Raw genomic sequence first — 24,542 nt, forward strand, 5'->3', positions numbered from 1 at the left:
TCGCGAAAATCGTCAACGATAACGCGGTCATCCAGAGTTGACGCGTTGTCCTTGCGCTCTTCGCGAGCAAGCTCGCTCCTACAGGTGAAGGCGTTTGCAAAGAAAAGCCCGCATTGCCTGTGAAGGCAGTGCGGGCTTTTTCATTTTTGCGATTTACTTCACCGCAACCACTTCAAGCACACAAATCATCCCCGCCTCGGGATAGTGCCAACGCACATCCACATCCCAGAACCGCACGCCATATTCGCGCTCCGGCCCAGGCGTCTGATACGCCGGCCGTGGATCCTGTGCCAGGCACTGTTCAATCAGCTCCACCAACGGTTCGCCAAGGCGCTGAGCGTGAGTGTGAGCCTGTTGCAGTGCGGTCTTCAGCCATTGCACGGGGATCAGCGCCGGTGCGGCACTGGCAATACTGTTGGTCGCGGTATCAATGATGTCGGCATACGGCACATACGGCTTGATGTCCAACACCGGCGTACCATCGAGCAGATCAATCCCGGAAATCCACAGCCGGCCTGGCTCCACCTTGTCCAGTTTCACCACCGACTGGCCAATCCCATTCGGGCGATGGGTCGCGCGGGTGGCAAATACGCCCATGGACGTGTTGCCCCCCAGGCGCGGCGGACGCACCTTCAACCGCGGTTTATCCTCCAGGGCCTGATGAAACAGAAACAGCAACCACACATGGCTGACCTGCTCCAGGCCTTGCACCGCCTCACCCTGGTCGAACGGCGCCACCAACTCCAGCACGCCCCGGGCGGCGGGTGCCAGTTGTGGCTGGCGCGGGATGGCGAACTTCTCCTTGAAGCAGGAGTGCACGAAGCCCACGGGCGAGACGTTGTAACTCATGGCTTAAGCACGAACTCGCAGCGTCAGCCCCTTGAGGAAATTACGCAGCAACTGGTCGCCACACGGGCGATAGTTGGTGTGGCCGAACTTGCGGAACAACGCGCTCAGCTCCGGCTTGGACACCGGGAACTCGGCCGCCTTGAGGATGGCGTGCATGTCGTCTTCCTTCAGTTCGAAGGCCACGCGCAGCTTCTTGAGGATGATGTTGTTGGTCACCGGGGTTTCGATCGGCTGCGGTGGACGGCTTTCGTCCTTGCCACGCTTGAAGATCACCAGGCCATCGAGGAAATGTGCCATGACCTCGTCCGGGCAGAACACAAAGCCTTCTTCCTCATCTTTCTTGAGGTAGGTCAGCAGGTCGTCCTTGGACACTTCCATGCCGCCGAGCTTGATGATCTCGACCATCTTGTTGTCGCTGATGTCGAGCATGTAGCGCACGCTGCGCAGTACGTCGTTGTGAATCATGGTGGGCAATCCTGGTATTCGACTGTAGACATCGCCCGGGCGGGCGATGTCGAGAGAGAGGGCGGCTTAGAACTTTTCTTTGCCGGACATGTAGCGCCATTGGCCGACCGGCACTTTGCCAATGGACACGCCGCCAATACGGATGCGGCGAATGGCCACAACCTTCAAGCCAATGGCTTCGCAGAACAGGGCAATGATGCCGGGCTGCGGGTTTTTCAGGGCAAAGCGCAGGCGGTTCTCGTTCTGCCAGCTGGCTTTGACCGCAGGCAATTCCTTGCCTTTGTACATCAGGCCGTGGGCGAGGCGGTTCAGGCCGTGCTCTGCCACGTCGCCTGCGACTTCAACCACATATTCCTGCTCGATCTTGGCGGCATCGGCCGTCAGCTTGCGCAGGATCTTCCAATCCTGGGTAAACACCAGTAGGCCGCTGGCCTTGGCTTGCAGGTCGGCGCTGGCGGTCAGGCGCAGGAAGTGGCCTTTGAGCGGGCGCTTGCTGAAGCGGTGTTCTTCCGACAGCGTCTCGGCGCTCAGGGACTGCATCGCGCTGTCGACATCCACACCTGCCGGCGCATGAAACAGGATAGTCACCGGCTCTGGAGCCGTGGCCTTGGCCTCGGGATCAAGTTCGACTTTTTGTGTCGTGACCTTGAACTGCGGCTCATCGATCACTTCGCCATCCACCGAGACCCAGCCGCCTTCGATAAACAGCTCGGCCTCCCGACGGGAGCAACCGACCAGTTCGATAAGGCGTTTGGAGAGGCGTATGGGGTCAGTCATGACAAGGGCCGTAACAAAAGGGGGCAGCTATTGTACCTGCCTGGCGCCGGTTAATCCCGGCCCCATTTCGCTGCTGTTGCTTTTTGTGGGAGCTGGCTTGCCTGCGATGGCATCACCTCGGCATACCTGATGCACCGAGTTGCCCGCATCGCAGGCAAGCCAGCGCCTACATTTGATTTGGGTTGTGTCAGCCGCTGCGTGTTTGCTGGGCCTGGCGCAAACGCATATGCAGCAAGGGATAGGGTTGGCCCATGCCGTCATGCTCGGTGCGCCCGATCACTTCAAAGCCCTGTTTAAGGTAGAAGCCCAGGGCCTGCGGGTTCTGTTCGTTGACGTCCAGTTCCTCGGCATTCATCGACTCAATGGCATAGCGCAATAATTGCCGCCCCAGGCCCTGGCCTCGGTACTGCGGATCGATGAACAACATCTCGACCTTGCCTGCCGCGACGCCGGCAAAGCCGGTGATACGCTGGCGCGTGTCCTTGGTGCAGATCAGCATCACGGCATCCAGGTAGCGCGTGAGCACCAGGTTTCTCAGGCGTTCGATGTAACTTTGCGGCAAGAAGTCATGGGTGGCCCGCACCGATGCCTCCCAGATCCGGGTCAGCTCCTGATAGTCGCTGGGTTTGGGGGTGTGGATAACCGAGTGCTGGCCCATGCCCGCTGCTCCTTGCTGCTTGTTGGCGGTAATGGGGCAAACGATAGACCTAAAAAAGCCCCGCATCTTGTCCAGAAGCAGGGCTTTTTCAATTTTTTACAGCTTAGTCGCGTTTTTGCGCCCAGAGATCGTACTCGTCGGCGTCCGTGACCGTGCACCAGACTTTGTCGCCCGGCTTGAGGCCGCTGGCATCGTCGATGAATACGTTACCGTCGATTTCCGGAGCGTCGAAGAAGCAGCGGCCGACCGCGCCTTGCTCGTCCACTTCGTCGATCAGCACTTCGATTTCCTTGCCGATGCGCAGTTGCAGGCGTGCGGAGCTGATGGCCTGTTGATGGGCCATGAAGCGCTCCCAACGGTCCTGCTTGACGTCATCCGGCACCACGGCCAGGTCCAGCAGGTTGGCCGGCGCACCTTCCACCGGCGAGTACTGGAAGCAGCCAACGCGGTCCAGTTGGGCTTCGGTCAGCCAATCCAGCAGGTACTGGAAGTCTTCCTCGGTTTCGCCAGGGAAGCCGACGATGAATGTCGAGCGGATGATCAGCTCAGGGCAGATCTGGCGCCAGTTCTTGATCCGCGCCAGGGTCTTGTCTTCAAACGCCGGGCGTTTCATGGCCTTGAGCACTTTCGGGCTGGCGTGCTGGAACGGGATGTCCAGGTACGGCAGGATCTTGCCGGCGGCCATCAGCGGGATCAACTCGTCCACGTGCGGGTACGGGTAGACGTAGTGCAGGCGCACCCACACACCCAGGCTGCTCAAGGCTTCGCAGAGTTCGGTCATGCGGGTTTTCACTGGCGCGCCGTTCCAGAAACCGGTGCGGTACTTCACGTCGACGCCGTAGGCGCTGGTGTCCTGGGAGATCACCAGCAGCTCCTTGACGCCAGACTTGACCAGGCGCTGGGCCTCGTCCAGCACATCGCCCACCGGGCGGCTGACCAGCTTGCCACGCATCGACGGAATGATGCAGAAGCTGCAGCTGTGGTTGCAGCCTTCGGAAATTTTCAGGTAAGCGTAATGACGCGGGGTCAGCTTGATGCCTTGCGGCGGCACCAGGTCGATCAGCGGGTTGTGGTCCTGGCGCGGCGGCACCACTTGGTGTACGGCATTGACCACCTGCTCGTACTGCTGCGGGCCGGTTACGGCCAGCACGCTTGGGTGCACGTTGCGGATATTGCCTTCTTCCACGCCCATGCAGCCGGTGACGATGACCTTGCCGTTTTCCTTGATGGCTTCGCCGATCACTTCCAAAGACTCGGCCTTGGCCGAGTCAATGAAGCCACAGGTGTTGACCACCACCACGTCGGCGTCCTGGTAGGTGGACACGACATCGTACCCTTCCATGCGCAGTTGGGTGAGGATGCGCTCGGAGTCGACCAGAGCTTTCGGGCAACCCAGGGAAACAAAGCCAACCTTTGGGTTGGCTTTTGCGATGGTGGTGGACATGTCTAACCTCGGTATTGAATGACGCCGCCAGTCGGGCACGACAGGGCTGCGGACGGGCACTTGATGTGCCTCTGATCAAAAAGTGCGCAATTCTATCGACGGGAAACGCGCTTGACCAGCTTTATGCAGGGAAATACGACGAGTGCTGCGCTATGCTTCGCGCCGTTGCACCAAGAGTAAGTCCGTAGTCAACAAATAGTCTGTTACTAGAAGTACGGTGGCACATACTGTGTATAGCTTGGCTTTGGGCTTAAGTGTATAGCTGTGCGGTTTATAAAAGACCTCAGGTCAAAAGGTCAGGAGCGGTTGATGGGTCAGGCAAGTGGTCAGGCAACAGGCGTCGAACATTCCACGGCAAAGCCGATTGGTATGCTGGTGGCGGCGGTCGGGGTCGTCTATGGCGATATCGGTACCAGCCCGCTCTACACCCTTAAAGAGGTGTTTTCTGGCAATTATGGGGTGCAGGTCAATCATGACGGCGTGCTGGGGATCCTGGCGCTGATCTTTTGGTCGTTGATCTGGGTGGTTTCAATCAAATACGTGCTGTTTGTGTTGCGCGCCGACAACCAGGGTGAAGGTGGCATCATGGCACTCACCGCCTTGGCCCGACGAGCGGCAGGCAATCACCCGCGATTGCGCAGTTTCCTGGTGGTGTGCGGTCTGTGCGGCGCGGCGCTGTTCTATGGTGACAGCATGATCACCCCGGCGATTTCGGTGCTATCGGCCATCGAAGGTCTGGAGCTGGCGTTCGACGGCCTGGAGCATTGGGTCGTGCCCTTGGCGCTGGTGGTGCTGGTGGCACTGTTCCTGATCCAGAAACACGGCACCGACCGTATCGGCAAGCTATTCGGGCCGGTGATGGTCACCTGGTTCCTGGTATTGGGCGGCCTGGGTGTTTGCGGGATCATCCAGCGGCCCGAAGTGCTCAACGCGATGAACCCGATGTGGGGCGTGCGTTTCTTCATGGTCCATCCGGGCATTGGCGTGGCGATTCTCGGCGCCGTGGTGCTGGCGCTGACTGGTGCCGAGGCGTTGTATGCCGACATGGGCCATTTCGGCCGCAAACCCATTGCCCGTGCCTGGTTCATCCTGGTGCTGCCAGCCCTGGTGCTCAACTATTTCGGCCAGGGTGCGATGTTGCTGGGCGACCCCGAAGCCGCCCGCAACCCGTTCTACCTGTTGGCGCCAAGCTGGGCACTGTTGCCGCTGGTGGGCTTGTCCACGCTGGCGACGGTGATCGCTTCCCAGGCGGTGATTTCCGGTGCGTTCTCGTTGACACGCCAGGCGATCCAGCTCGGCTACATCCCGCGCATGCATATCCAGCACACCTCCAGCGCCGAACAGGGCCAGATCTACATTGGCGCGGTGAACTGGTCGCTGATGGTCGGAGTGATCTTGCTGGTGCTGGGCTTCGAGTCTTCGGGCGCCCTGGCCTCGGCTTACGGGGTGGCGGTGACTGGGACCATGCTGATGACCACCATCCTGGTCTCCGCCGTGATGCTGCTGTTGTGGAAGTGGCCGCCGGTATTGGCAGTGCCTGTGTTGCTGGGCTTTTTGCTGGTGGATGGCCTGTTCTTTGCGGCCAACGTGCCGAAGGTGGTCCAGGGTGGCGCGTTCCCGGTGTTGGCGGGGATCGTGCTGTTTGTGCTGATGACCACCTGGAAGCGCGGCAAGCAATTGCTGGTGGAGCGCCTGGACGAGGGCGGCCTGCCGCTGCCGATCTTTATCAGCAGCATTCGCGTGCAGCCGCCCCATCGCGTCCAGGGTACGGCGGTGTTCCTTACCGCCCGCCCGGACGCGGTGCCCCACGCCTTGCTGCATAACCTGTTGCACAATCAGGTGCTGCACGAACAGGTGGTGCTGCTGACGGTGATCTATGAGGACATTCCGCGCGTCCCGGCCCAGCGGCGCTTTGAGGTGGACGCTTATGGTGACGGCTTCTTCCGGGTGATTTTGCACTTTGGCTTTACCGACGAGCCGGACGTGCCCGAAGCCCTGAAGCTGTGCCACTTGGATGACCTGGACTTCAGCCCGATGCGCACAACCTACTTCCTCAGCCGCGAGACGGTCATTGCCTCCAAGCTCGAAGGCATGGCGCGCTGGCGCGAAGGGTTGTTCGCCTTCATGCTGAAGAACGCCAACGGCAACCTGCGCTTCTTCAAGTTGCCGGTAAACCGGGTGATTGAGTTGGGGACCCAAGTAGAAATGTAGACCCGGTTGAAAATAAAACCGCGATGGGCTGTATGCCATCGCGGTTTTTTTTGGCCTGTCGATTTGTACGGTGAAGTCACTGCCTTTCACATCCGGCCTGTTGAAACCGGGGGGTGTGCTAACGTCTTTTTACCCAAGTTTGTCGTCTGGCCCATAAGGATCAACTCACTACAGGGAAAGCCAAAGATGAAGCGCGCACTCTCAGGATTGGTGTCAGGCATCACTCTTTTAGTCGTAGGTTGTTCGTCCAGCACCATTGATACACCTCCTGTCGCTCCCCAGGCACTGCAGTTTGCCGACTCACACTTCCATCCTTCCAATTACGCCTATCAGGGTGTTTCACTCAAGTCATTGTTGTCGGATTACTTATCGGCCAGCGTGGTCCGTTCGGTGGTGATGCCGCTGCCGTTGCAACAGCGCTGGGACAGTTTTGAAAACTATCAGGTGACGGATACGTCCGGCCGTTTGTATGGCGCCAACTACTACATCGGCCCCAAGGCTGACTTGTACTATTACGCCTTCGCAGACGCGATGTATGCCCGGGAGTACCTGCAGTTGTCAGCGGCGGATCAGGGGCGATTGGACCTCATGATTACCGGCTTCAACCCCATGGATCGTTATGGGGCCCAGCACATCAAGCGGGTACTGCTGACCTTCCCGGGGGCTTTTGCCGGTATCGGTGAGTTCACGGTGCATAAGGAACTGGTGTCACGCAAGATCGCCGGCGAGACCATCCGCAGCACTGCCACCGTGCCGCTGCCCCCCGACCTCGATAAGAAAGGCACGATGTCGCTGTATGCGCAGTCCCTGGCAGACGTGTTGAAGGTGGCCGAGGAGACCGGCCTGGTGGTGACGCTGCACAACGACCTGTATCAGACGGAGGTCAATTATGAGGGCACGGTGGAAGATGTTTTCCCTGGCAGGACCTACGAAGCTGCACTGAAGCATTTGTGCAGTACCGCGCCCAAGGCCTCGGTGATCTGGGCCCACACTGGGCTGGGACGCTACGTAAAGCCGACTTCCAGCCACTTGAAAACCGTTGCCCGGATCCTGGATAGCTGTCCTGCATGGGTGGTGGACATTTCTTGGGATCTGGTCCAGGAAAACATTATTCACCCTGGGCCTGGCATGCCGCCCGTCAACGAGTGGATCGGCTTTTTCAATCAGTACAGCAGCCGGGTGTTATGGGGCTCCGACACCGTGATGTTCAGCAAGAACACACTTGAATTGCCGGATAAGGTCGTGCCTGGCCAGCGTCTCACGGTCGAGCAATACCTGGCACTTCCCGAGTTGCTGCGACCGCTGTTCAGTCGGCTGCGGCCTGATGTCGCGGAAAAAATCAGCTACGGCAACTATGTGCGATTGTTTGATGACGCGCGGCGTAAGGTGCGAGCCTGGGAGGCCAGCCATGCGCAGGATGATGTGTGGGATCTTTCCGGACCATCCGCAGCGGTGCGCTGAAACCTGCAAAAAGCCCCCGTTGCCTTTGCGCCAGCGGGGGCTTTTTGTCGCACGCACTATTTGATCTGCAATGCAATCAACTGCAGGGACTGGTCCACCGCTATCGCAGGCAAGCCAGCTCCCACATTGACCGAGTTCAGCAGGAGTTATTCGGCCTTGGCCTGGCGCTTCTCGATGATATCCACCAGGCGCTTGGCCAGTGCCGGGTAGTTTTCGTCGAAGTGATGGCCACCCGGTAGCTTCATGGCTTCACCCACGGCGGTCTTGTCGGTGCAGCCACTCTCGTCGACTTCTTCCTCGCCATAGATGCACACCACTTTAGCGGCTGGCAGCTTGGCCATTTCCGGGCCAGTGGCTGCTTCCTTGCCAGCATTGCCCAGCCAGCCTTCCACTTCGATCTCAAAGCTGCCAGTGCGGGCAAAGGCCAGCAGGATAATTGCGTCGACCCGCTGCTGCTCGGCTTCCGGCAGGCGGTTGTAGATGGCCGGCAACACATCGGCACCGAACGAATAGCCGGTCAGCACAAAGCGCTTGGTGCCCCATTTCTGCCGATAGTGCTGCATCAGCTCGGTCAGGTCCTTGGCGCTCTGCTCCGGGCTTTTGTGCTGCCAGTAGTAGCGCAGGGTGTCGATGCCGACCACCGGATAACCGATCTTGGCCATCTCGCCGGCCACGTCGCGGTCCAGGTCACGCCAGCCGCCGTCGCCAGAGAGGAACAGGGTCACGGTGTCCTTGGCCTGGCCGGCGGGTACTTCAACCACCGGGATCGCCAGGCCGCCATTGTCCGAACCTACCAGTTGCTTGCGCAGTTCGTTGTTCAGCACCTGCGGGTAGTTGATGTCGTAGTCGCTGATGCTGGTGGTGGCACGCGGGGTGTCGCGTACGAAACTGGCGCTTTCGTCGTCAGGGTTATCGTTCCAGGCCACCAGCCAGTTGCCGTGGGCAGCGGTCTTGGGCAGCGGGTCTTTGCAACCTTCCTGGACCAGGGCGAAGCCCACGGAGATGGCATTAGCCTTGTCGTCGTTCTGCGTCGCCAGCCAGCGCCAGGCGAGTGCCGCGCCAGGGCCGATGCCGCTGACCAGGGTGGCCGGGCCTTTGAGCTGGCTTAGTGCTGCTTGCAGGGCTTGTTCCTGCAGTTTGCAGTCGTCCTTGGGCAGGATCACTTGCACGATCTGCGCAGCGCTGCCCTTGCTCAGGGCAATCAGTTGGCTGTCGCTCAGGCTGGCATCGGCCATTACGGCCACCGCTACGCGGGCCTTGGTGGTGGTGCCAGGCGTCACACGGGTCATGGTCGAGCCGTCGGCCTGGGGCAGTTGTTCCAGGGTCGGTTGAGGGGCGGGGCGATTCCAGTACCAGTAGCTGCCACCGAGGATCAGGGCCAGCACCACCAGACTTGCCAATACATACCGCCAGGAGCGTCGAATCATCAGCGTTTCACCAATCCAGTCAAGCCGCCCGCGATCAGGGCGGCGGTATCGGCCAGTGCCACCAGCGGATCAAGTCCTGCGGGCACGGCCATGTAACGAGGTTCCCAGTCAGGCTGGAACTTGTCTTTGAAGCGGCGCAAACCTTGGAAGTTATACAGTTGCTCGCCACGGCGGAACACCATCGAGCCCAGGCGCTGGGTCAGCGGTGCACCACGGCGTGGTTGCAGGCCCGACAGCGGCACCATGCCGAGGCTGAAGCGTGCATAGTTGTGGCTTTTATAGTGCTGGATCAAGCCAACCATCATGAACTCCATGGTCAGCTTTGGCGCATCAGGGTGCGCGCGCATCAGGTCGAGACTGGCCAGGTCATGGCTGTAGGTCTCCAGCAGATTGGCGAAGGCCACCGGCTGCCCTTCGAAGCGAATCACCGCAATGCGAAAATGCTTGAGGTATTCGTCGCTGAAACGTCCCAGGGAGAAGCCTTTTTCGCGCACGTTCTTACCGGTGAGCCAGGCATCGGAGATGATTTTCAGCGCGTCCATCGGTGCCTGGCCCGGTTCGAAAATCTCCAGGGATAGGCCGTCTCGGGTCCCGCGGTTCCAGGTGTAGCGTAAATCCTTCATCTCCTTGCCCTTGGCTTCCAGGTCGAAGCGCTTGAGATCGACCCGGGCTTCTTCACCCAGCTTGATCGCGGTCAGGCCGATGTCCATATAGAAGGGCAGGTTCTCTGCGCGCACCTGGTAGAACACCGGGCGGGCGTGATGAATGTCGCAGAGGTCGCGGAACTGCCAGATCATCTCGGCCCGTGGCTGGGTCGGACCGATCGGGTCGTACAGGGCCACCAGGCTGCGGCCACGCCGGGCATACATCAGGAACGCTTCATCGTTGGGGTGAAACAGCAGGGCCTTGTCGCCGGTCAGTGCCAGGCCACCATCGGGTTGCGACGAGGCCATCAGGATCCTGGTGGCGCGCTCCAGTTCATCGGCGGTCGGCAGGTGGATCACCGGGCGTGCGGTGCGCAGCAGCCAGGTCAGCGACACGATCACCAGCAGCACGGCAGCCCCCAGCAGTGAGCGCAGGCCACGCGGGGCGTTGGCGTCGAGGGTGAATTGCCACCACAGTTGATGGCTGTAAGGCACATCCTGATAGGCAAACAACAGCAGCCAGATCGAGGCCCCCAGCACACAGACGCTGGCCACCAGGTACAGCGGCGAGAAGGGCAGCTCGGTCAGGCGGCTGGCGCGGTAGAACGAGCGCCGGAAGATTGCCAGCAGCACCGCGGTTGTGGTCATCAGGCTGGCTTCTTCCCAATCGAAGCCTTTGAGCAGTGAGAGCAGGGCGCCGACCAGCAACAGCACCATGGTCAGCATCCAGGCTGCCGACAGGCGCCGGCGCAGGCCCTGGGCCAGCAACAGGCACAGCACGCCGATCAGGCTGGCACCAAAGTGCGAGGCGTCAATCAGGCGGTGGGGGATCAGGAAGCCGATGTTTTCCAGGCGCGAGTCGATTTCCGGGGTGGCGCCGGAGAACAGCAGCACCACCCCGGACAAAAAAACCAGCACGGCCAATACCGGTGCTGCGAGGCCCGAGGCCACCCGCAGGCTCTGCTGGGTCTGGAACAGGCGCTGGGCTTCGTTGATCAGCAGGAAGATGCACGCGATCAACAACGGCAGTACCACGTAGATCATGCGGTACAGCAGCAGGGCGGCGGCCAGTGGTGCGGCGCCGAGCTTATCGGCAAAGGCGGCCAGCAGAATCGCTTCGAACACGCCGACACCGCCCGGCACATGGCTGAGCACACCCGCTGCAAGTGCCAGCAGGTACACCAGCAGGAACGGGCCAAACGGTGGGGCTTCCGGCAGCAGCATATAGAGAACGGTAGCTGCGGCAGCTACGTCCAGGGCGGTGATGATCAGTTGCAGAAAGGTCAGGCGGCGTCCAGGCAGGCGCAAGGTACGACGGCCGACCTTGACCAGCAGGTTGTCGGGGTAAGGCTGCTCTGGCAGGCGGCGGCGGTAAATCCCGATGCATAGCGCGGCTGAGAGCAGCAGCACTGCGCCCGCGATCCCGCCGAGCAGCGTGGCCGGCAGGTGCAGCGCGTTGGAGGCGGCTGGCAGATTGCTCAAGGTTGCCAGTGCGGCGAGCGGCGGCAGTGCGCAGCCCAGGGCCAGGCTGGCAAACACGGTCATATGGGCCACTTCCGAGGCCCCGATACCGTGCCGTGCATAGAGGCGATAACGCACTGATCCACCGGACAGCATCGACAGACCGATCGCATTGCCAATGGCGAACGCGGTAAAGCCGCCGTAGGCCAAAGTCTTGGCCGGCAGTTTTACCCCGGCGTAGCGCGCGCCGGAAAATTCGTAGCCCAATAGAATGATGAACCCGGCGATCGCGGCGGCGAAGGCGCCCAGCAAGGAGGGTTTTGGTACTTCCAGGATCGAGTCGTGGAGGGCGTACAGATCCAGCTCAAGCAGCAGGTGGCGGCAGGCGATCAGGGCAATTGCAAACAGCAGCAACGTGACTGCCAGCCCAATGGGTTGACGATACTTGCTCAACAGATCCAGCCAGCGCAGGCGGGCGGGGGCGATCGGTTGTGTGGCTGTGACAGTGTCTTGTGGTTCAGACGAATTGGCGCGCATCAATCACCTCGTGGATTGTGCGCGACAGGATGGGGGTATCCAGCCAAGTTACCAATCCCTATGTACAAAATAATTACAAATAGTAACGCGGATTGCCGGGGCCGGCGACAGCGTCCATTGGTCGCGCAAGGGCGTGCTCGACACTTGAGCATAGCCTGCAAATGGGTGGACTCCGAAACCCATGCGCGGTTTCATGAAAGATGCCATGCCATTGTTTCAAAAGAACTTTTTTAGCGGGCACAAAAAAGGCCACTCTTTCGAGTAGCCTTTTTTGATGTTTGGTTGCGGGAGCCGGATTTGAACCGACGACCTTCGGGTTATGAGCCCGACGAGCTACCAGACTGCTCCATCCCGCGTCTGTGGGCGGCATTCTACAGCGCAACGACGAGGTGTCAACCGTTAATGACATAAAGTGCAAAATAACTGCAAATCAGCCTAAGTGCGCGATTGAAAACGAGTTTTCACTGTAGGAGCGAGCTTGCTCGCGAAGGGCGCCAACGATAACGCGGACACCCGGCATCAACTCGGCACCCTTGAGCTTTTCGCGAGCAAGCTCGCTCCTACAGGGGGGAGGAAATCAGCGCGCACAAAAAAGGCCACTCTTTCGAGTAGCCTTTTTTGATGTTTGGTTGCGGGAGCCGGATTTGAACCGACGACCTTCGGGTTATGAGCCCGACGAGCTACCAGACTGCTCCATCCCGCGTCTGTGTGTCGGCATTCTACAGAGGAATGGCGGTGTGTCAACCGTTGATTCAAAGAAAAGCGCTTGTGCTTCAATTGGTTAGCTCTCCAAGGGCGCTGGAAAAGGAGCTTCGGCCCAGTCTGGCTGTGGCCTTCAGCTCTATTGGGGGAGGCTCTTCGATTGAGAAAACAAATTCAATGAGGTTTTTTCCTGCCACTTTGTCAGATGATTCAAAGTACTGGTGCTATATACAGGTGTGAGTGCGATACTGGCGATCCGTCTACTTTATGTCCCGATTACGCCTCTCTATATGACGCAGCGCAAAATCATCCATGTCGACTGTGATTGCTTCTACGCGGCCATTGAAATGCGGGATAACCCGAGCCTGGCGCAAAAGCCCCTGGCGGTCGGGGGCTCGGCGGATCGGCGTGGGGTGATCGCCACCTGCAACTACGAGGCCCGGGCCTACGGGGTGCGGTCGGCGATGTCTTCACGCCATGCATTGAAGTTGTGTCCCGACCTGACCATCGTCAAGCCGCGCATGGATGCCTATAAAGAAGCCTCGAAGGAAATCCAGACGATTTTTCGTGACTACACCGATCTGATCGAGCCGCTGTCGCTGGATGAGGCTTACCTGGATGTGTCCGATTGTGCGCATTTCGGCGGCAGCGCCACGCGCATTGCCCAGGATATCCGCCGGCGGGTCTCTAATCAGTTGCACATCACGGTGTCTGCCGGGGTGGCCCCCAACAAGTTCCTGGCCAAGATCGCCAGTGACTGGAAAAAGCCCAATGGGCTGTTTGTGATCACCCCTGACCAGGTGGAAGACTTCGTATCGCAGTTGCCGGTGAGCAAGTTGCATGGTGTCGGCAAGGTTACCGCCGACAAGCTGGCGCGCCTGGGGATTGAAGATTGCCTGCAATTGCGCGAGTGGAACAAGCTGGCGCTGGTGCGCGAATTCGGCAGTTTTGGTGAGCGGTTATGGAGTTTGGCGCGTGGGATTGATGATCGTGCGGTACACAACGACAGCCGCCGGCAATCGATCAGTGTGGAAAATACCTACGATGTCGATCTACCGGACTTGCCCAGTTGCCTGGAAAAACTCCCAGAACTGATGGAGACCCTGGCAGGGCGGATGCAGCGTATCGACAGCAGTTATCGCCCGGGTAAACCGTTTGTCAAAGTGAAGTTCCATGACTTTACCCAAACGACGCTGGAGCAGGCGGGAGCGGGGCGGGACCTGGAGAGTTATCGACAGTTGCTGACCCAGGCGTTCAATCGCGGTGGTAAACCGGTGCGGTTGCTGGGGATTGGTGTGCGGCTGCTGGACTTGAGCCTGGGCAATGAACAGTTGGAGCTGTCCCTGTAGGAACCGGCAAGCCGGCTTCTACAGAGGGTCAGCGGATGCCGGGATCCGCCACCAGCCGGCCGCCATCCTTGGTCAGTGCCTTGAGAAATTCCTGCTGCAATTCGGGATCATTGCGTGTCAGTTCAATCAGGCTCTGTTCCAATTCGCTGGCTTCTTCTTCCAGTCCCAGTTCCGACAAGCGCTTGACCCGATGCACCCATTGGCTGACTTCGTCATCCTCCAGGTCGTCGTAGATCAAGCCGTGGGCTTCCAGCAGTTTGCCGCGCAGGGTGCTGCTGATGGCCAGGGACGAGTCCGAATGCACATCGTCCTGGGCATCTTCAATGCTGATCCGCAAGGTGCGGACCTGGCTCAGGTCCTGTTCGGCAAACGGGCTGTCCAACAGGTTCAGGCGCAGGACACCGTTGCGGTCGGTGGTCATCTCGTGGGTCTGCTTGCCGGCCTTTACTTGCACCGGTCGCTCGCTCCACGGCAGGCTGGTGTATTCCAGGCGTCGGTCGCGCTGGACTTCATCGATACCTGCCAGGTTCTGTTGCGCCCGGCCATGGGACTGCACGTTCATGAACGGGTTGAGCCCGGCCACGCCGTAGCTGATCCAGTCATGGGTCATGCTGTCTGGCAGGTTGCCCAGGGCAAAGATGTTCGCCACGTTGGCCCCGGCGCCCGCCACGACTGCCACGGCACCCAGCGGGATCTCATAGAGTTCGCGCCAGGGCTGGTAGGGCGTATAGCGATCATAGTGGCGCGTGACTTCAAACTCAGTGACTTCGAAAGTCCGCTGTTCATGAATGCGCACGCGGCGTTGCGGCAGTTCGAGCACTTTGGGGTCGCCGACATCAATCTGCAGGCTGTGGTCGAGCAATTTGCGCTCGATCCGTTCCTCGTGTTCGCTACGCTGCGACATCTGATTGGCGCAGCCGCTGACCAGCAGGGCGCCGCACAAGGCGGCGCCCCCCAGGGCTTTGGTGTTTCGCTTGAACATGACTTCTCTTGATCTGGTTTTCAGCGACGAATACGCGCCTGAAGGAAGGGCAGTACGTCAGCCACCGGCAACGGTTGGGCTTCGGCTTCGGTCCGGCTCTTGTATTCCAGATTGCCATCGGCCAGGCCGCGGTCACTGACCACGATCCGGTGAGGGATGCCAATCAGTTCCATGTCGGCAAACTTGATGCCCGGGCTGGTTTTTTTGTCGCGATCATCCAGCAGCACTTCGAAACCGGCGGCCGTCAGTTCGGCATACAGTTTGTCGGTGGCTTCGCGAACCTGCTCGGTTTCGTAGCGCAGCGGTACCAGGGCGATCTGGAACGGCGCCAGGGTGTCGCTCCAGATAATGCCTTTGTCGTCGTGGTTCTGCTCGATGGCAGCCGCCACCACGCGGGAAACACCAATGCCGTAGCAGCCCATTTCCAGGGTCACCGGCTTGCCGTTTTCGCCCAGCACTTCGCACTTCATCGCCTTGCTGTACTTGTTGCCCAGCTGGAAGATGTGCCCCACTTCGATACCGCGCTTGATTTCCAGGGTGCCCTTGCCATCCGGGCTTGGATCACCGGCAACCACGTTGCGCAGGTCGGCCACGGTCGGTACCGGCAGGTCACGTTCCCAGTTGACGCCGAAGTAGTGCTTGTCGTCGATATTGGCACCGATGCCGAAGTCGCTCATCAGCGCGACGGAACGGTCGATGATGATCGGCAGTGGCAGGTTCAGCGGGCCCAGGGAGCCGGCGCCGGCGCCAATGGCGTCACGCAGCTCGGCGTCCGAGGCCATGACCAGCGGGCTGGCGACGCCAGGTTGCTGGGCAGCCTTGATCTCGTTGAGCTCGTGGTCGCCACGGATAACCAGGGCGATCAGCTTGCCTTCTTCTTCGGCATGCACGATCAGGGTTTTGATGGTCTTTTCAATCGGCAGATTGAATTTCTCGACCAGGGCCGCGATGGTCTTGGTGTCTGGGGTGTCGACCAGGCGCAGCTCTTCAGCCGGTGCAGGACGGGAAGTTTCCCGTGGCACGGCTTCGGCTTTCTCGATGTTGGCCGCGTAGTCGGAACCGTTGCTGAAGATGATGTCATCTTCGCCAGACTCTGCCAGTACGTGGAACTCATGGGAGCCCGCGCCGCCGATGGAACCGTTGTCCGCTTCGACCGGGCGGAATTTCAGGCCCAGGCGGGTGAACACGTTGCAATAGGCCTGGTGCATGCGGTCATAGGTGACTTGCAGCGAAGGCTGGTCGGCATGAAACGAATAGGCGTCCTTCATGATGAACTCGCGGCCACGCATCAAGCCGAAGCGTGGGCGGATTTCGTCACGGAACTTGGTCTGGATCTGATAGAGGTTGAGGGGCAGCTGTTTGTAGCTGCTCAACTCGTTGCGCATCAGGTCGGTGATCACTTCTTCATGGGTCGGGCCAGCGCAGAAGTCGCGGCCATGACGATCCTTGAAGCGCAGCAACTCAGGGCCGTACTCTTCCCAGCGCCCGGATTCCTGCCACAGTTCAGCCGGCTGAGTGCTCGGCATCAATACTTCCAGAGAGCCGGCGGCGTTCATTTCTTCGCGAACGATCGCTTCGACCTTGCGCATCACCTTCAAGCCCATGGGCAGCCAGGTGTACAGGCCAGAGGCCAGTTTGCGGATCATGCCGGCGCGCAGCATCAGCTGGTGGCTGATCACGACCGCATCGGAAGGCGTTTCTTTCTGTGTGGCGAGCAAATATTGACTGGTACGCATGGTAGGCCGTTGTCGGTTGCTTGGACTTGAAGTGACCTGGGATTGTACGGGCGGTCGCCGCCAGAGTACAGGCATCAGGTGGTGAAGGGATTTCTGTGGGGCACTGGCTCCCACACAAGCCTACCCCAGCAGGTGTCAGTCTTCTTCGGGGGGATTCAAACGGATCCGCCGGCTTTCCTGGTACCAATGCAAGGCAATCAGCAGCAGCGTCGGCACGCCGAGCAGTGCGGTGATCAGGAAGAAGTTGTGATAGCCGAACTTTTCCACCATGACCCCCGAGTAGCCGCCGATCAGCCGCGGTAACAGCAGCATGATCGAGCTGAGCAGCGCGTATTGGGTGGCGGAGAACTTCAGGTTGGTCAGGCTCGACAGGTAGGCGACAAAGGCCGAAGTCGCCAGGCCCGAGCTGAAGTTGTCCAGGGAGATGGTGAAGATCAGCATCTGCAGGTCGGCGCCCATGCCGGCGAGCATCAGGAACAGCAGGTTGGTGCCGGCCGAGGTGATGCCGCCGATAAACAGGATCGGCAGGATGCCGAACCGCACGATCAACAGGCCGCCCATGCCGGCACCGACCAGGGTCATGATCAGGCCGAAGATCTTGCTGACGCTGGCGATCTGGTCCTTGGTGAACCCCTGGTCGATATAGAACACGTTGGCCATCACGCCCATCACCGTGTCCGACATGCGGTAGGTAGCGATCAGCCCCAGCAGCAGCAGAGCCTGCCAGCGGTAGCGCAGGATAAAGTCGTTGACCGGCGTCAGCACCGGCGCCAGGCCCCGGCGACCCATGGCCGAGAGGCACAGGGCGGTGAGGATGATATAGAGGATCGCGCGCAGGAATGCGCGGTCTTCCAGCAGCAGGTCGAGCAGGCTCACGCCTTCGAACAGCACGCTGGCAAAGTCGGTGTTGTACAACTGGGTGAACATCGCCGGTACCGACACCAACAAGATGATCAGCACAAATACCGACATCAGTTGGTGGGCAAACGTATAGCGCCCGGCCTGCAACTGGGTGCGCAGCGGCACATCGGGCTCACGCATGAAAAAACTGGTGAGCAGGGCAGGGATCATCAGCACCCCGAACAGCACATACGTGCCAGTCCACGCCGAGTGCTTATAGTTGAAGCCGGTGGAGCCAAAACCTTCGGCAAAGAACAGCGCGCCCGCCGTGGCCAGCAGGGCGGCGATGCGATAGCCGGACATGTAGCTGGCGGCCAGGGCAGCCTGGCGGCTGTCATCGGCGATTTCCAGGCGATAGGCGTCCACCGCGATGTCTTGGGTGGCGGAGGCGAATGCGACGATAACGGCAATGGCGATCAGCCAGGACAGGTGTTTCTGCGGGTCGCAGAAGCCCATGCCGATCAAGCCGAGAATCACCAGGGATTGGGACAGCACCAGCCAGGAACGACGACGCCCCAGCTTGCCCAATAGCGGCAGGCGCCATTGGTCCAGCAGTGGCGACCAGACCCACTTGAACGCATACGCCAGGCCGATCAGGCTCGCATAGCCAATGGTCTCGCGTGCCACACCGGCTTCACGCAACCAGACCGAGAGCGTCGAAAACACCAACATGTAAGGCAGACCGGCGGCAAAGCCGAGCAGTAGCAGCACTAACGTCGAGGGGCTGGCATAGGCAGCGAGCGCGGCGCGCCAGGTTTTACGGGGCATGGGCTGGAGTCTGCCTCAGATTTACGGAAACAAAGCGCGCACTCTAACCGCTGTGCTCTACCGGACGCCAGCCATGGCGCTGAATATCAACGCGATTGTTCAGGATACTGACACCTTCGCTGCGCAAACGCGCACGTTGCTCGTCGCCCGAAGCGCTACCCACTGGCAGACTTATCCGACCGCCGGCGGCGACCACCCGGTGCCAGGGCAACTTCGAACCGTCGGGAAGCTGGCTCAGCGTGCGGCCGACGAAGCGTGCGGCACGCCCCAACCCGGCCAGGTGCGCCAGCTCGCCGTAACTCACCACACACCCTTCGGGCACTTGGGCCAAGGTCAGGTACAGCGCGGTACGGCGCATTTCGGCCGGGTTTTGTGGAGTGTCGGCGGGCTCGTTCACTGTTCAGGCGGCTCGGTTGAAATTAGTCGTGGATATGTAAGAAACGTCTGTAAAAATGGCGATGAGAATTGAACTCAATAGAAAACCTTGAGTCAGTCCTTGCTAAGACTTGCGCTACGCCGATAATGCCCCTTTTTTCGCCAAACTTGAGCCCCGTAATCGCTTATGTTGTCCAGAACCTTGCTATGCCTCGCTGTTTTTACTGCATCTACCCCTGTGCTGGCCGATACGGTCTGGTTGAAAAACGGTGATCGCCTGACGGGCAAGATCAAGGTTTTCGACGGCGGCAAGCTGCTGATCCAGACCGAATACGCGGGCGCGATCCCGGTGGACTGGAAGCAGGTGAAAACCCTGGAAAGCGACCAGGAGCTGCTGGTCAAGCAAGATGCCTACAGTGGCGAAAAAGCCAAATCCCTGCAGGCGGCCGAAGATGGCAAGGTGGTCCTGGCCAATGGGGAAGCCCCCAAGACCGTGGAGTTGGCCAGCATCCAGCAGATCATCAAGCCCAAGCCTGTGATCGAGGATCTGGTGTGGAAAGGCAATGTCGATGTGGCGCTGGACTACAAGCGTGCGGAAAAAGACACCGACGACTATGACATCGACTTCAAGACCTCCGCCCGTCATGGCAAATGGCGTCATATTGCCGAAGGCGAATACAACCGCGAATTCCAGAACGATGTGGTCACCACCGATAACTGGAGCGCCGAGTACGCGCTGGATCGCTTTATCACCGATCAGTGGTTCTGGCAGGGGCGCCTGACCTACAAGCACGACAAGGTCGAAGACCTGCGCCGCCAGCGCACCATCGGTACCGGCCCGGGTTATCAGTTCTGGGACGATGAGTTGGGCGCTTTCTCCCTGGGTTCGCTGCTCAACCGCACCGATTATGAATACCAGGACGGCGGCAAGGACAACTTCTATTCCCTGGCGATGAAGTGGGATTACAACCGCTACCTGGTCGGCAAGACCGTGGAGTTCTTCACCAACGGCGAAGTGGGCAAACCCCTGGCTGGCCCGGCTGACTACGCCCTCGATGCGGAAATGGGCCTGCGATATAAGGTCACTGAATGGGCCTCGCTCAACCTCAAGGCCGAGCGCGACATCATCAGCGGCAGTGCGGACAGCAACCTGAGCAAGACCCGCTACACCGCAGGTTTTGGCGTGACCTGGTAACGCAGTTACGGCGTGAAATGCGGACCAAAATGTGGGAGCGGGCTTGCTCGCGAATGCGGTATGCCAGTATCAAATGTACTGACTGATACACCGCATTCGCGAGCAAGCCCGCTCCCACATTAGAGTGTGCGGTGTCAGTTACAACCGCAAGCCGCCATCCAATTCCAGGATGCGCCCGGTGTAATAGTCGTTCTCGAAGATATACGCCGCTGAATGGGCGATCTCTTCCGGCCGGCCCATGCGCTTGAGTGGGATCCCCGCCGTCATCTTCTCCAACGCCTCGGGTTTCATGCCCAAGGTCATCTCGGTTTCGATAAAGCCTGGCGCAATTCCCGCCACACGGATGCCATAACGCGCCAGTTCCCTGGCCCAGGTCACTGTGGCTGCGGCCACACCGGCCTTGGCCGCCGAATAGTTGGTCTGGCCCACATTGCCCGCCCGGGAAATCGACGAGATGTTGATAATGGCGCCCTGGTTCTTCAATTCCACCATCTTCGCCGCCACTTCGCGGGTGCACAGGAACACGCCGGTCAGGTTGACGTCGATCACCGCCTGCCACTGGGCGAGGCTCATCTTGGTCATCTCGCCATCCTTGACCTTGAGCAGCAAACCGTCGCGCAGGATCCCTGCGTTGTTGATCAAACCGTGGATCGCACCAAAATCATCGGCGATCTGTGCCACGGTATGAGTGACCTGTTCTTCATCTGCCACGTTGCATAGATAGCTGCGTGCCATGACCCCATGGGACTGGCATGCAGCCACTGCGGCATCGAGTTTTTCCTGATTGAGGTCCACCAGCGCCAGGTGGGCACCTTTGCTTGCAAAATACTCGGCCATGGAGCGGCCCAAACCCTGGCAACCGCCGGTGATAATGATTACTTTGTCGTTGAGATGCATTCGCATGTCCTGTGAGCAGATTTAAGCGGTTGTCCAAGTCCGTTTTGTGACGGATCTTATCGAAGGAGTCATAAGTTGAGCGTCCACGTTGCCAAGAATGCCCGAGAACTACTGCTCAAGGAATACCGTGGGGCGCTCGCCACGCACTCCAAGGCCATGCCCGGTTTTCCCTTTGGTTCGGTAGTGCCTTACTGCCTGGACGCAGAGGGCCGGCCGCTGATCCTGATCAGCCGTATCGCCCAGCACACCCATAACCTGCAAAAAGATCCCAAGTGCTCGTTGCTGGTGGGTGAGCGCGAGGCTGATGACGTGCAGGCCGTGGGGCGCCTGACTTACCTGGCCGAGGCTGAAAAGCTCGACGACGAGGCGGCCATTGCCGCAGCCGCCGAGCGTTACTACCGGTATTTCCCGGATTCGGCGAACTACCACAAGGCCCATGACTTTGATTTCTGGGTGCTCAAGCCGGTGCGTCATCGCTACATCGGCGGTTTTGGCGCGATCCACTGGGTCGATCAACTGACCCTGGCCAACCCGTTCGCCGGCAAGGCTGAACTGAGCATGATCGAGCACATGAACAGCGATCACACCAAGGCCATTGCCCACTATGTCGAATTGGCCGGCCTGCCGACATTCGAGGCGGCGCAACTGGCCGGTATCGACAGCGAAGGCATGCACCTGCGTATTGGCCAGGGCCTTCACTGGCTGCCTTTTGCGGCGACTTGCAACACGCCGACACAAGTGCGCGAGGCCTTGGTTTTCCTGGCTCACGCCGAGGCTTGGCCGAAAAAAGCCACGACCGAAGCTTGAATTCACGAAAGGGCGACGTCATCTAAGGTCTGGTAGCAAGACATTCTTGCGTTGAGGAACCATTTGATGCGCCCTTTTTTATTGCTCTTTCTGCTGTTCCCGGTGTTGGAGCTGTTCGTATTCGTCAAGGTCAGTAGTGCTATCGGGTTTTTCCCGGCGCTGCTGCTGATCATTCTCGGCTCGATGCTCGGCGTGTTCGTGCTGCGTATCGCCGGTCTGGCCACTGCACTGCGTGCCCGTGAAAGCTTGAATCGTGGCGAACTGCCAGCCCAGACCATGCTTGAAGGCCTGATGATGGCCTTGGCCGGCGGCCTGCTGATCGTGCCTGGTTTTGTCAGTGACGTGCTGGGCCTGATCCTGCTGTTGCCATTCACCCGTCGACTGCTGGCAGGCAAGATGCGCCAGCGAGCCGAAGAAGCGGCAATCCGCCAGCGCGCCTTTGCCGATGACCTGCAACCCCGAGGCGGCCCGGCACCTCGCCAGCCGCTGGGGCGTGAAGGTGATGTGATCGAAGGCGAGTTCGAGCACCGCGACTCCAAGTGACGCTTACCCTGGCGCGGCATCTTCGGGTGCCGTGGCGTTTTCAAGGGCTCGCCAGACACAAAAAATTTCACCTGTGGCCCTTGTAATAAGCATATACGCCCTTATGTAACGGTCACCGCAAGGTTTCTGGTGGCGACACCAGACAGACTTCCGCGTTTCGCTTGGCGAACCGCGACCGGCCCCGCCGGAATACAACCAGCCGGTACTGATACCGGCCGATGAAACTTACAATTAGGAGAGATCGACAATGAGCAAGCTTCGTCCTCTGCACGACCGCGTCGTTATCCGTCGCAGCGAAGAAGAAAAGAAAACCGCTGGCGGTATCGTTCTGCCAGGTTCGGCTGCTGAAAAAGCCAACCACGGTGTGATCGTCGCTGCAGGCCCAGGCAAGACTCTGGAAAACGGTGAGGTGCGTGCGCTGGCCGTCAAAGTCGGTGACAAGGTTGTATTCGGTCCTTACTCCGGCAGCAACACTGTGAAAGTTGACGGCGAAGACCTGCTGGTCATGGCTGAGAACGAGATTCTCGCTGTACTGGAAGGCTGATTTCCCGCTCATTTTCCCGTTACTACAAAGTATTTAAGGAATATCGATCATGGCTGCTAAAGAAGTTAAATTCGGCGATTCCGCCCGTAAGAAAATGCTCACCGGTGTCAACATCCTGGCTGACGCAGTAAAAGCGACCCTGGGCCCGAAAGGCCGTAACGTGATCATCGAGAAGAGCTTCGGCGCTCCGACCATCACCAAGGACGGCGTTTCTGTAGCAAAAGAAATCGAACTCGAAGACCGTTTCGAAAACATGGGCGCGCAGCTGGTCAAAGACGTTGCCTCCCGTGCCAACGATGACGCAGGCGACGGTACTACCACCGCCACCGTACTGGCTCAGTCGATCGTCAACGAAGGCCTGAAAGCCGTCGCTGCCGGCATGAACCCAATGGACCTCAAGCGCGGCATCGACAAGGCGACCATCGCCGTTGTTGCTGAGCTGAAAAACCTGTCCAAGCCATGTGCTGACACCAAGGCCATCGCTCAGGTCGGTACCATCTCTGCCAACTCCGACAGCTCCATCGGCGACATCATTGCCGAAGCCATGGAAAAAGTCGGTAAAGAAGGCGTGATCACCGTTGAAGAAGGCACTGGCCTGGAAAACGAACTGTCGGTTGTAGAAGGCATGCAGTTCGACCGTGGCTACCTGTCCCCGTACTTCGTCAACAAGCCAGAAACCATGGTTGCCGAGCTGGAAAGCCCGCTGATCCTGCTGGTCGACAAAAAGATCTCGAACATCCGTGAAATGCTGCCAGTGCTGGAAGCCGTTGCCAAAGCCGGTCGCCCACTGCTGATCGTTTCCGAAGACGTCGAAGGCGAAGCCCTGGCGACTCTGGTTGTGAACAACATGCGCGGTATCGTTAAAGTCGCAGCCGTCAAGGCTCCGGGCTTCGGCGACCGTCGCAAGGCCATGCTGCAGGACATCGCCGTATTGACCGGCGGTACCGTTATCTCCGAAGAGATCGGCCTGAGCCTGGAAAGTGCCACCCTGGAAAACCTGGGTAGCGCCAAGCGCGTGACCATCTCCAAGGAAAACACCATCATCGTTGACGGTGCTGGCGTTGAAGGCGACATCCAGTCGCGTATCAACCAGATCCGCGCCCAGGTTGCCGAAACTTCCTCGGACTACGACCGTGAAAAACTGCAAGAGCGCCTGGCCAAGCTGTCTGGCGGCGTAGCAGTAATCAAGGTTGGCGCTGGTTCCGAAGTTGAAATGAAAGAGAAGAAAGCCCGCGTTGAAGACGCCCTGCACGCAACCCGCGCAGCCGTCGAAGAAGGCGTGGTACCTGGCGGTGGCGTTGCGCTGATCCGTGCGCTGGAAGCCTTGGTTAACCTCAAAGGCGACAATGCTGACCAGAACGTCGGTATTGCTGTACTGCGTCGCGCCGTTGAATCCCCACTGCGCCAGATCGCTTCCAACAGCGGCGACGAGCCAAGTGTTGTGGTCAACGAAGTGAAGAACGGTAAAGGTAACTACGGTTACAACGCTGCAACCAGCGAATACGGCGACATGGTTGAAATGGGTATCCTGGACCCAACCAAGGTGACCCGTTCGGCGTTGCAGGCAGCCGCTTCGATTGCTGGTCTGCTGCTGACCACCGAAGTTGCGATTGCTGACAAGCCGAAGGCTGAAGGCGCTGGCGGCGGTATGCCAGACATGGGCGGCATGGGTGGCATGGGCGGCATGATGTAAGCCAGCCTTACCCCTGTACTGAAAAAGCCCCGCCAGCGTCATGCTGGCGGGGCTTTTTTATGTGCCTTGTGTAGGAGCGAGCTTGCTCGCGAAGAACGTCAACGATAATGCGTTCAC

General features: G+C 59.5%; 20 protein-coding genes and 2 tRNA genes. 8 read left to right on the top strand and 14 right to left on the bottom strand.

The window, feature by feature from the left end:
• Positions 1-153 precede the first annotated feature (153 nt).
• From tsaA to rimO, 5 genes are all read right to left on the bottom strand, one after another.
• Positions 154-849: a tRNA (N6-threonylcarbamoyladenosine(37)-N6)-methyltransferase TrmO gene (tsaA, locus tag FJD34_RS05460; RefSeq protein WP_032858381.1), complete on the bottom strand. Its 696-nt coding sequence runs from the start codon at positions 847-849 to the stop codon at positions 154-156.
• A gap of 3 nt (positions 850-852) precedes the next feature.
• On the bottom strand, positions 853-1,314 hold the full coding sequence (locus FJD34_RS05465) for a YehS family protein (RefSeq protein WP_032858379.1): 462 nt from the start codon (positions 1,312-1,314) through the stop codon (positions 853-855).
• Between the two features lie 66 nt (positions 1,315-1,380).
• Positions 1,381-2,091: an rRNA pseudouridine synthase gene (locus FJD34_RS05470; RefSeq protein WP_029295333.1), complete on the bottom strand. Its 711-nt coding sequence runs from the start codon at positions 2,089-2,091 to the stop codon at positions 1,381-1,383.
• Positions 2,092-2,278: 187 nt separating this feature from the next.
• Positions 2,279-2,749, bottom strand: a complete 471-nt coding sequence (locus FJD34_RS05475; RefSeq protein WP_032858377.1) for a GNAT family N-acetyltransferase — start codon at positions 2,747-2,749, stop codon at positions 2,279-2,281.
• 103 nt (positions 2,750-2,852) lie between these two features.
• Positions 2,853-4,193: a 30S ribosomal protein S12 methylthiotransferase RimO gene (gene rimO, locus FJD34_RS05480; RefSeq protein WP_065942655.1), complete on the bottom strand. Its 1,341-nt coding sequence runs from the start codon at positions 4,191-4,193 to the stop codon at positions 2,853-2,855.
• A gap of 309 nt (positions 4,194-4,502) precedes the next feature.
• Here rimO and FJD34_RS05485 point away from each other — a divergent pair, with 309 nt between their 5' ends.
• Both FJD34_RS05485 and FJD34_RS05490 read left to right on the top strand, forming a co-directional pair.
• Positions 4,503-6,404: a potassium transporter Kup gene (locus tag FJD34_RS05485; RefSeq protein ID WP_032862406.1), complete on the top strand. Its 1,902-nt coding sequence runs from the start codon at positions 4,503-4,505 to the stop codon at positions 6,402-6,404.
• Between the two features lie 186 nt (positions 6,405-6,590).
• Positions 6,591-7,865 (top strand): amidohydrolase family protein, encoded by a 1,275-nt coding sequence (locus FJD34_RS05490; protein ID WP_146552182.1) that lies wholly within the window; start codon positions 6,591-6,593, stop codon positions 7,863-7,865.
• Between the two features lie 146 nt (positions 7,866-8,011).
• Here the strand turns inward: FJD34_RS05490 and FJD34_RS05495 are convergent, their stop codons facing one another.
• The 4 genes from FJD34_RS05495 to FJD34_RS05510 form a co-directional block, all read right to left on the bottom strand.
• On the bottom strand, positions 8,012-9,292 hold the full coding sequence (locus FJD34_RS05495; RefSeq protein WP_090291872.1) for a virulence factor family protein: 1,281 nt from the start codon (positions 9,290-9,292) through the stop codon (positions 8,012-8,014).
• Positions 9,292-11,934, bottom strand: a complete 2,643-nt coding sequence (gene mprF / locus FJD34_RS05500) for a bifunctional lysylphosphatidylglycerol flippase/synthetase MprF (RefSeq protein WP_090291869.1) — start codon at positions 11,932-11,934, stop codon at positions 9,292-9,294. The genes FJD34_RS05495 and mprF overlap by 1 nt, the downstream gene beginning before the upstream one ends.
• 279 nt (positions 11,935-12,213) lie before the next feature.
• A tRNA-Met gene (locus tag FJD34_RS05505) sits at positions 12,214-12,290 on the bottom strand.
• Between the two features lie 270 nt (positions 12,291-12,560).
• Positions 12,561-12,637, bottom strand: a tRNA-Met gene (locus FJD34_RS05510).
• A gap of 289 nt (positions 12,638-12,926) precedes the next feature.
• Between FJD34_RS05510 and dinB the strand changes: the two genes are divergently transcribed.
• Entirely contained in the window at positions 12,927-13,985 is a 1,059-nt protein-coding gene (dinB, locus tag FJD34_RS05515) for a DNA polymerase IV (protein ID WP_032862411.1), read from the top strand.
• Positions 13,986-14,013: 28 nt separating this feature from the next.
• Here dinB and FJD34_RS05520 read toward each other — a convergent pair whose 3' ends face one another.
• The 4 genes from FJD34_RS05520 to FJD34_RS05535 form a co-directional block, all read right to left on the bottom strand.
• On the bottom strand, positions 14,014-14,967 hold the full coding sequence (locus FJD34_RS05520) for a hypothetical protein (RefSeq protein WP_032862412.1): 954 nt from the start codon (positions 14,965-14,967) through the stop codon (positions 14,014-14,016).
• A 20-nt stretch (positions 14,968-14,987) separates the two neighbouring features.
• Entirely contained in the window at positions 14,988-16,703 is a 1,716-nt protein-coding gene (locus FJD34_RS05525; RefSeq protein WP_032862413.1) for a proline--tRNA ligase, read from the bottom strand.
• Between the two features lie 135 nt (positions 16,704-16,838).
• On the bottom strand, positions 16,839-18,371 hold the full coding sequence (locus FJD34_RS05530) for an AmpG family muropeptide MFS transporter (RefSeq protein WP_032862414.1): 1,533 nt from the start codon (positions 18,369-18,371) through the stop codon (positions 16,839-16,841).
• A 43-nt stretch (positions 18,372-18,414) separates the two neighbouring features.
• Entirely contained in the window at positions 18,415-18,768 is a 354-nt protein-coding gene (locus FJD34_RS05535; protein ID WP_032862415.1) for an MGMT family protein, read from the bottom strand.
• A gap of 165 nt (positions 18,769-18,933) precedes the next feature.
• On the opposite strand from FJD34_RS05535, the gene FJD34_RS05540 reads away from it, so the two are divergent.
• Positions 18,934-19,941: a DUF481 domain-containing protein gene (locus FJD34_RS05540; RefSeq protein WP_065943983.1), complete on the top strand. Its 1,008-nt coding sequence runs from the start codon at positions 18,934-18,936 to the stop codon at positions 19,939-19,941.
• 138 nt (positions 19,942-20,079) lie between these two features.
• On the opposite strand, the gene FJD34_RS05545 is transcribed toward FJD34_RS05540, so the two are convergent.
• Positions 20,080-20,838 (bottom strand): SDR family oxidoreductase, encoded by a 759-nt coding sequence (locus FJD34_RS05545; protein ID WP_065943984.1) that lies wholly within the window; start codon positions 20,836-20,838, stop codon positions 20,080-20,082.
• A gap of 75 nt (positions 20,839-20,913) precedes the next feature.
• On the opposite strand from FJD34_RS05545, the gene FJD34_RS05550 reads away from it, so the two are divergent.
• The 4 genes from FJD34_RS05550 (at position 20,914) to groL (ending at position 24,425) form a co-directional block, all read left to right on the top strand.
• A complete protein-coding gene (locus tag FJD34_RS05550; protein ID WP_032862418.1) occupies positions 20,914-21,645 on the top strand; it encodes a HugZ family pyridoxamine 5'-phosphate oxidase in 732 nt (243 codons plus the stop codon).
• A 66-nt stretch (positions 21,646-21,711) separates the two neighbouring features.
• Complete coding sequence (locus tag FJD34_RS05555) at positions 21,712-22,188, top strand: FxsA family protein (RefSeq protein ID WP_090291867.1); 477 nt, start codon at positions 21,712-21,714, stop codon at positions 22,186-22,188.
• 247 nt (positions 22,189-22,435) lie between these two features.
• Complete coding sequence (locus tag FJD34_RS05560; protein ID WP_017846112.1) at positions 22,436-22,732, top strand: co-chaperone GroES; 297 nt, start codon at positions 22,436-22,438, stop codon at positions 22,730-22,732.
• 49 nt (positions 22,733-22,781) lie between these two features.
• Positions 22,782-24,425 carry a chaperonin GroEL gene (gene groL / locus FJD34_RS05565; RefSeq protein ID WP_032862422.1) on the top strand — a complete coding sequence of 548 codons (1,644 nt, stop codon included), beginning with the start codon at positions 22,782-22,784 and terminating at the stop codon, positions 24,423-24,425.
• Positions 24,426-24,542: the final 117 nt, after the last annotated feature.

It is taken from the genome of Pseudomonas brenneri (assembly GCF_007858285.1).
GTDB lineage: Bacteria > Pseudomonadota > Gammaproteobacteria > Pseudomonadales > Pseudomonadaceae > Aquipseudomonas > Aquipseudomonas brenneri.

Bases quoted from the DNA above. Each gene is read 5' to 3' on its own strand.
- tsaA (WP_032858381.1), bottom strand. From the start codon at position 849: ATGAGTTACAACGTCTCGCCCGTGGGCTTCGTGCACTCCTGCTTCAAG.
- FJD34_RS05465 (WP_032858379.1), bottom strand. From the start codon at position 1,314: ATGATTCACAACGACGTACTGCGCAGCGTGCGCTACATGCTCGACATC.
- FJD34_RS05470 (WP_029295333.1), bottom strand. From the start codon at position 2,091: ATGACTGACCCCATACGCCTCTCCAAACGCCTTATCGAACTGGTCGGT.
- FJD34_RS05475 (WP_032858377.1), bottom strand. From the start codon at position 2,749: ATGGGCCAGCACTCGGTTATCCACACCCCCAAACCCAGCGACTATCAG.
- rimO (WP_065942655.1), bottom strand. From the start codon at position 4,193: ATGTCCACCACCATCGCAAAAGCCAACCCAAAGGTTGGCTTTGTTTCC.
- FJD34_RS05485 (WP_032862406.1), top strand. From the start codon at position 4,503: ATGGGTCAGGCAAGTGGTCAGGCAACAGGCGTCGAACATTCCACGGCA.
- FJD34_RS05490 (WP_146552182.1), top strand. From the start codon at position 6,591: ATGAAGCGCGCACTCTCAGGATTGGTGTCAGGCATCACTCTTTTAGTC.
- FJD34_RS05495 (WP_090291872.1), bottom strand. From the start codon at position 9,292: ATGATTCGACGCTCCTGGCGGTATGTATTGGCAAGTCTGGTGGTGCTG.
- mprF (WP_090291869.1), bottom strand. From the start codon at position 11,934: ATGCGCGCCAATTCGTCTGAACCACAAGACACTGTCACAGCCACACAA.
- dinB (WP_032862411.1), top strand. From the start codon at position 12,927: ATGACGCAGCGCAAAATCATCCATGTCGACTGTGATTGCTTCTACGCG.
- FJD34_RS05520 (WP_032862412.1), bottom strand. From the start codon at position 14,967: ATGTTCAAGCGAAACACCAAAGCCCTGGGGGGCGCCGCCTTGTGCGGC.
- FJD34_RS05525 (WP_032862413.1), bottom strand. From the start codon at position 16,703: ATGCGTACCAGTCAATATTTGCTCGCCACACAGAAAGAAACGCCTTCC.
- FJD34_RS05530 (WP_032862414.1), bottom strand. From the start codon at position 18,371: ATGCCCCGTAAAACCTGGCGCGCCGCGCTCGCTGCCTATGCCAGCCCC.
- FJD34_RS05540 (WP_065943983.1), top strand. From the start codon at position 18,934: ATGTTGTCCAGAACCTTGCTATGCCTCGCTGTTTTTACTGCATCTACC.
- FJD34_RS05545 (WP_065943984.1), bottom strand. From the start codon at position 20,838: ATGCATCTCAACGACAAAGTAATCATTATCACCGGCGGTTGCCAGGGT.
- FJD34_RS05555 (WP_090291867.1), top strand. From the start codon at position 21,712: ATGCGCCCTTTTTTATTGCTCTTTCTGCTGTTCCCGGTGTTGGAGCTG.
- FJD34_RS05560 (WP_017846112.1), top strand. From the start codon at position 22,436: ATGAGCAAGCTTCGTCCTCTGCACGACCGCGTCGTTATCCGTCGCAGC.
- groL (WP_032862422.1), top strand. From the start codon at position 22,782: ATGGCTGCTAAAGAAGTTAAATTCGGCGATTCCGCCCGTAAGAAAATG.